Annotated in this window: 6 protein-coding genes; all 6 read left to right on the plus strand. The window is 37.0% G+C overall.

The window, feature by feature from the left end; genetic code table 11:
* Window positions 1-895 precede the first annotated feature (895 nt).
* The 6 genes from A3KS_RS21785 to A3KS_RS22875 all read left to right on the plus strand — a co-directional run bounded on the left by A3KS_RS21785 (window position 896) and on the right by A3KS_RS22875 (window position 4,884).
* The gene (locus tag A3KS_RS21785; RefSeq protein WP_156913331.1) at window positions 896-1,390 is read left to right on the plus strand and encodes an HNH endonuclease; all 495 of its coding nucleotides are present in this window, start codon (window positions 896-898) and stop codon (window positions 1,388-1,390) included.
* A gap of 284 nt (window positions 1,391-1,674) precedes the next feature.
* A complete protein-coding gene (locus tag A3KS_RS0116900) occupies window positions 1,675-1,950 on the plus strand; it encodes a hypothetical protein (protein WP_026395897.1) in 276 nt (91 codons plus the stop codon).
* Entirely contained in the window at window positions 1,947-2,126 is a 180-nt protein-coding gene (locus A3KS_RS23640; protein ID WP_156913333.1) for a hypothetical protein, read from the plus strand. The genes A3KS_RS0116900 and A3KS_RS23640 overlap by 4 nt, the downstream gene beginning before the upstream one ends.
* A gap of 66 nt (window positions 2,127-2,192) precedes the next feature.
* On the plus strand, window positions 2,193-3,077 hold the full coding sequence (locus A3KS_RS21790; protein ID WP_051355966.1) for an ArdC-like ssDNA-binding domain-containing protein: 885 nt from the start codon (window positions 2,193-2,195) through the stop codon (window positions 3,075-3,077).
* The gene (locus tag A3KS_RS0116910; RefSeq protein WP_026395898.1) at window positions 3,074-4,009 is read left to right on the plus strand and encodes a YqaJ viral recombinase family nuclease; all 936 of its coding nucleotides are present in this window, start codon (window positions 3,074-3,076) and stop codon (window positions 4,007-4,009) included. Before A3KS_RS21790 ends, A3KS_RS0116910 begins: the two co-directional genes overlap by 4 nt.
* Before the next feature lie 14 nt (window positions 4,010-4,023).
* Window positions 4,024-4,884, plus strand: a complete 861-nt coding sequence (locus A3KS_RS22875; RefSeq protein ID WP_051355967.1) for a hypothetical protein — start codon at window positions 4,024-4,026, stop codon at window positions 4,882-4,884.
* The last annotated feature ends 1,493 nt before the right edge of the window (window positions 4,885-6,377 follow it).

Genomic DNA, 6,377 nt, shown 5'->3' on the forward strand with positions numbered 1-6,377 from the left:
CTGTTAAAAAATCAACTCCAGCAATGGATTGACTCTCAGGCCTCTTTTATAAAGGCTTTGTTCGGTCAATTAAGCTGGGAAAGTTGAGTTAATTATTACTGGCAAACGAGACAAATCGATTAAAGAAAGCCAAGAGCTGCTTGATGCCCAATATTCAGAAGACCCTGAAGATATGATGGATGGTGAAAGTCTTCAACAGGCCGGCTACGCTTCCGGTTATATTGATGGATTAAACTTTGCATTATTAATTATCAACGAATGCGAAAAGGAAGGAGACGAATAATATGAAAATCAATATTAATGATATCTGTTTTAATCACGACGCTAACTTATGTGCTAACCCATGCCACGGTTGCGATGATTTTGAAAGTAAGTCTAAAAAACACTTGAAACAAAAATGAGTCCGCTTAACCCGCAGTATTTAACAAAAAACAGAGCGTCTTTCAGAAAATTGCTGCCTTTGTCGATAAGTTTAAAGGTGTTGGTGGAAAAATTTAAATTAAACAATAGGTTTTGTTGAAACCTGCGTTCCCGGATTAACATAACGAGAATACCGATAATCCCCATCAATATGGGATTCTTGAATCGTTATGTGATTTTTGCATAACGAGGTGTAACATGATGTTATATCGCCTTATATGTAGAAAAAAATATGTAAAATTTTGGGTTTAACTTAGAGTCATTATTTAAAAAGATTTTCTAGTTCGAAACCCCACCCCTTAGTGTAGTGGATATTAAAGGCATCAGGAGAAATCTTGATGTCTTTTTTTATTTAAGTATGCCGTGAACTACTCATTCTATTTGCAATTTATTTCTCCATCAAGTTACAGGCGCTCCAAATGCTCTGTATATCATAAATTATAAACAAAAAATTTATGATGCGGAGGTATTTGTGGTGAGAAAAAAAGACCATGAAATCAATGGAGCAATGTATACTTTCTATGAAGATGGGCGTGTGTTTGGAAAAAGTGGCAAAGAGATAAATCAACGGCCTAATGATGATGGTTATGCTTGTTTTACAGCAGGTAAAAAAGGAAAAAGAAGCAAAAGAACAACACACAGAATAATTGCATTATTATTTGTAGACAACCCTAAAGGTCTTCCGGAAGTTGACCATTTTGACAGTAATCGGATGAATCCAGCAGCGTATAATCTTGAATGGGTCACACATCAAGAAAATGTACGAAGAGCAAAGGAAAAGGGAAATTATTGTGGTAGATATGAAGGGGAAAAGAATCCACGAGCTAAATTAAGTGAGGATAAAGTACGACTGATAAGGCAAGAGTATGCAAATGGAATCACACAACAACAAATTTCTAATAGATATGACGTTCCTTGGAGTACGGTTCATAACATTGTTAACAATCACACTTGGAATAGTGTAGTTTAAAATAAATCGACCTGAACAAGTCGTTAAACTGTTCTATTTTTTATGCCTTTTTGTCGAAGGAAAGGAGGCTTAGTTATTAGGTTTCGGTTAGGTCTAATTTTGTACTTATGAATATTTGAAAGGAGATGATGTGTAATGCTGTAAATGCTACGCTAGTAGCACCAGTAGAAGTGCTCAGTAACAACGAATATTATCACAATCGTGAACGAGACCATATGGAAATATTGAATCCATAGAGGTCTTATTTTTTTGCCCATTTTTAACAAATCAAAGGAGGACTCGTTATGTTCGATAAGAAAGAAATGAAACTGATTAATTTTAAGAAGGCTCAAAAGCTGATGATGGAAGGTGTTGTTGTGTATTTGGTTCAGATTGATGGTTCCTTAGAGGAATTGACCATAGAAACAGAGTGGCAGAAGCTGCTTTTCCATAATCTAAAAGGTGGAAATTATGCCATCTATCGCAAGAAACTTTTGGATAAGGGAGCATTCCATAAAAATTTCCGTATCGGAAAAAGAAGCATTACCATTGATTGTATTTTTGAGAAAGGTGAATCATGAACGATTGTATCCTAGAAGGAAAACCAGTGACACCAGACATGCCGGGTATTTGTCAGGAATGCAGTTTGTATCTGAGCACCTGTAAGCCGTATATCAGCAAAGGCTTTCTGGTCGGTGCTGAATGTGATTATGACCATTGTTGCGAGTGCACTTGTTATGAAGACTGTGCGAAATAAAAAAAGAATCAATATGTTATTGGAACAATTAAAACCAAAATTTAAAAATCGAAAAGGATGGAAAAAATGAATAAGAATCAGGAAAAAATAAAAGCAGCCCTCGAACGTATTGATACTGGTTTGGCGACCATCAATACAGATGAAGACTGGTGTAAATACCTTGCTTTTCAAAGCTTATTTTACACCTATAGCGCTGGAAATGCAATGCTAATCTATTCACAAAATCCGGAAGCGTCTTATGTTAAAGGCTATAAGGCCTGGAATCAGCTAGGACGATATGTGAAAAAAGGCAGTAAAGGGCTGGCTATCTTAGCCCCTTGTTTTCGAAAAACAGAAACGTTTAAAGAGCCGGATAACAAATCACACTATCAGGATGCTGAGGGTGAAAAGGTCACCAAACGTGAAATCGGAGGCTTTCGGATTGCCTATGTCTATGATATTGCCGATACCGATGGTTCAGATGAACACTTGCCGGTGCTGGTCAAAGGCCTGTCAGGTAATGATGAAGAACTAAAATCGCTATACGAAAAATTACATTCGATTATTTCACGAGACCATAATATTGAGGATGTTCATGGAACAGCTTCTAAAGGTTCCTATAATCTTGATACCGGAGTCATTTGTATCCGGTCTGATTTGGAATATTTGCAAAAGATTAAAACCATTTTACATGAGTATGCTCATTCAATTGATTTTACGCTGCATCCGAAAACGGATGTAGGCCGGAATCAAAGAGAGCTAGTTGCTGAATCAGTAGCATTTGTTGTTTCTATGCGGTTAGGCTTAGATACCAGTGCGTATTCGATGGGCTATATCAACTCATGGCTAAAAGATAAAGACGAATTGAAAATCATAGCAAATACGGTGCAAAAAGTATCGTATTCAATTATCAATAAACTGGCAGAGTCTTCGGATTCTGCTTTTTCTATTTTAACGGAGGAAGAAGCATGAACATCAATATTTTACTGGAAACAGAAGGTTTGTCAAAAGAAGAATGGCTTAGTTGCAGAAAACTAGGGATTGGTGGTTCTGATGTGAGCTGCCTTCTTGGAATCAACAAATGGAAATCAGAGCTTGAGTTGTGGCTGGATAAAATCAATCAGGCCAATGATTTACCTGTTGAGAATGAAGCGATGGCGTGGGGAACTATCATGGAGCCGGTCATCCGGAATCATTTTATAAAAGTGACCGGTAAAACGGTCGTAGAAGTAAAAGCGATGCTGCAACATCCCCAGTATCCATTTATGCTTGCCAATGTGGATGGATTGACCGTTGATGATGCTGGAAATCCAGCGATTCTTGAAATCAAGACTGCCAGCGAATATAAGCGTACTGAATGGGAAAATGACATCCCGGTTTATTATCAGACACAAATTCAGCATTATCTTTGTGTGACCGGTGTAGCAAAGGCTTATGTGGCGGTTCTGATTGGTGGGAATACTTTTCGTATCTATGAAGTTGATGCCGATGCCGAGCTACAACAAATGCTTGTTGTCCTGGAGAATGCGTTCTGGAATAAAGTCCAAAATATGATTCGCCCGGAAATAGATGGTTCGGATGCTGCTAAAAATTTGATTAATTCGATGTATCAGGGCGGTATTTCGGAACGAATTATATTGCCGGAGGAGGCTGTTGAATATGTAGCCCAGTATATAAAAGCCAGTGCCGAGGAAGATAATGCAACGGCAAAGAAACAAGCGGCAGCCAACCATATCAAAGAACTGATGGGCAATCATGATAAAGCAACGTGTCAGGAATATACTATCAGCTGGAAACCGGTCACGTCTGAAAGGCTTGATACAAAAGCCTTAAAAACAGCAGAACCGAAACTGTATTCAAAGTACGTGAAAACCAGTACATCACGCAGATTTACACTAAATTAAGGAGTGTGGTTATTATGAATAAAAAATTAGATTTAAAATCATTGTTGGAAAGCAAAATGAGTAATATTGAGCCAGCAGAAAACGCGAAATCGGCGATTGAACGAGCTGAAATGAAGATACCCCACAATCTTATGTTTGATACGGAAAGTACCGAATTTAAGCCCGAAACAAAGCCGGTAACGGCATCAGTAGCCAGAGGCTTAACGGTCGAGGAAGCCAAGGCATTTGATGATGAAATGAATCGTTTTATTGATGCGGTGCTGGTGGCTGGGAGCGATTATTTCGGAATCCCTCATCTCGGGCATCCGACTTTATTAAAGGCTGGAGCCGAGAAAATATTGAATTATCTGGGGTTGATTGCCAGAACGGAAGTCGTTAATCGGATAGAGGATTATAATACTGGCTTTTTCTGCTATGAGTGTAAGGTGTTCCTGATTGATTACAATGGCGTGGTTAAAGGCGAAGGTATTGGCATTACTAACACCAGAGAAAGAAAATATGCCAAGAGCGACGGCTACAGTATTCAGAATGTGGTTCTGAAAATGGCAAAGAAACGGGCATTGGTCGATGCTGCTCTAAATGTTGGCAATTTGTCAGCAAGGTTTACACAGGATGTGGAAGATATGAACATCGAACCAGAACACCCTGTCGAAAGAAATATAGAAGAATTAAGGGCTTCAGCTAAGCCAAGGAGAGATAAGCCTGCCACTCAAAAACAGATTCAATATCTGGAAACACTGATGGGACAGCATAATACTTCGTCAGAGGCAATGAATAAGTACGTCAAGGAACATTATGATGTTGAAGATTATAAAAAGATAACCGGTGTTCAGGCATCAGCATTGATAGAAAAGTTCAAAGCGATTGAATCGTAAATATTTGATAAATGATTGGAGGGAGCAGGCAACTGTTCCCTTCTTATTATAATGGGTAGCTAAATCGGAATGGGTAGCTAAATCGGAGTAAGAACCTGCTTTCTAGTCCTATAATTAAATACACCAGCATGAAATGTCACATTACGTTGCTATAAGCATTTATTAATGGTGATGCGTTGTGGGGATATCTGCTTTTAGTGTTCATAGTTCTTAGAAATATTTGAGCCTCATAAACAGGGTTTTATGGGGTTGTAGCCGTATTTTTTCTTTAAATTATATACAGCTATAAAATCAGAGTTTACAAAGCGTTGCTGTTAATCTGTTGGCTTTTCAATGGGAATAACTGATTTTACCGTAACAGTCGCAGTTATAGGGAGATATTCTGTTGGTGGTAATTCATTTATCATGTATTCACCGTTAGGTGATTGGCATTATAGAATATTTAAATGGTACGATATCGCTTAAACTATTGCCCATGTTTTCTGCAAAGCTAGATAAATCCATTGCTTTAATTTTACGTGTTTGGAATGGTAAGAGTAGTATGGATAATTGTTTAATCATATTGGACAAATCAATTTCATTGAAATAAGTTGAATATATCTGGAGCTTTAAATATTTATCATTCTTTTGTCATCTTAAATAACCTTCTTTATATTTTTACTTCATTTATGCCGTTAGGCATGAGAATAGATATATGTTTAAGTCCCCCCGTTAGGGGGTCAAAAAATATTTAAAGCCCCCGTTAGGGGGCAAAAAATTTTATCCGCATGGTTCTTAGAGATATATAAGTATACTGAATCAGATAAACATAAAAGATTTATCTAGCCCTCATTAGGAACGAATTTATAAAAGAGAAGCGAATATCATTCCTGAGGAAGTGCTACTGAAAATTTTAATGAATAAGTCTTTGATACATGATATAGAGACAGAGACTATTCATAGATTTACAGACATAATAAATAGAGATGTTGTTATGTATAGAGAAGACATAGAATGCGTACTTCAGGAAATCATTTTTAAGAGAGCTTTTTATTCATATTCTGATATTATAAGTTGCTGGATTGCAGTAAATACGCGGTCTCTGGGGTTTACATCAGAATTGAATTTAAGAGAAACTCTTTGAGTTTCTACAGACATATAGTAAGATTATGAAATACATCTTGATTCATGAGAGATATCCATTTATAATGATTATCACAAGGTCAGAGATACTATGTTAAAAGACAAAGTGATTTATCCTGTTTGGGGCAAAATCATTTAGCCTTACCAACAAAATAAAGTATGATAAATGACCTTGAAATGAGTCGTCCAACTTCTCATTCCGAGGTCATTTTTTATTCTTCATAATGTGGCTCAAAGCCTTGTAATTACCACAATTCTTTAAAGAGAGATTACTATTAAGAAAGCAAATATTACTTATTAATAAAACGCTATTATTGATTCCACAGGAATTGGGTTACAGGATAAAGCACTTTGCCCTTTTGAGGATAAAC

It is taken from the genome of Acetobacterium malicum subsp. dehalogenans DSM 11527 (assembly GCF_000472665.1).
Lineage (GTDB): Bacteria > Bacillota > Clostridia > Eubacteriales > Eubacteriaceae > Acetobacterium > Acetobacterium malicum.

Excerpts from the sequence above, each read along its gene's own strand:
- A3KS_RS0116910 (WP_026395898.1), top strand. The coding sequence starts at position 3,074 with ATGAACATCAATATTTTACTGGAAACAGAAGGTTTGTCAAAAGAAGAA.
- A3KS_RS0116900 (WP_026395897.1), top strand. The coding sequence starts at position 1,675 with ATGTTCGATAAGAAAGAAATGAAACTGATTAATTTTAAGAAGGCTCAA.
- A3KS_RS22875 (WP_051355967.1), top strand. The coding sequence starts at position 4,024 with ATGAATAAAAAATTAGATTTAAAATCATTGTTGGAAAGCAAAATGAGT.
- A3KS_RS23640 (WP_156913333.1), top strand. The coding sequence starts at position 1,947 with ATGAACGATTGTATCCTAGAAGGAAAACCAGTGACACCAGACATGCCG.
- A3KS_RS21790 (WP_051355966.1), top strand. The coding sequence starts at position 2,193 with ATGAATAAGAATCAGGAAAAAATAAAAGCAGCCCTCGAACGTATTGAT.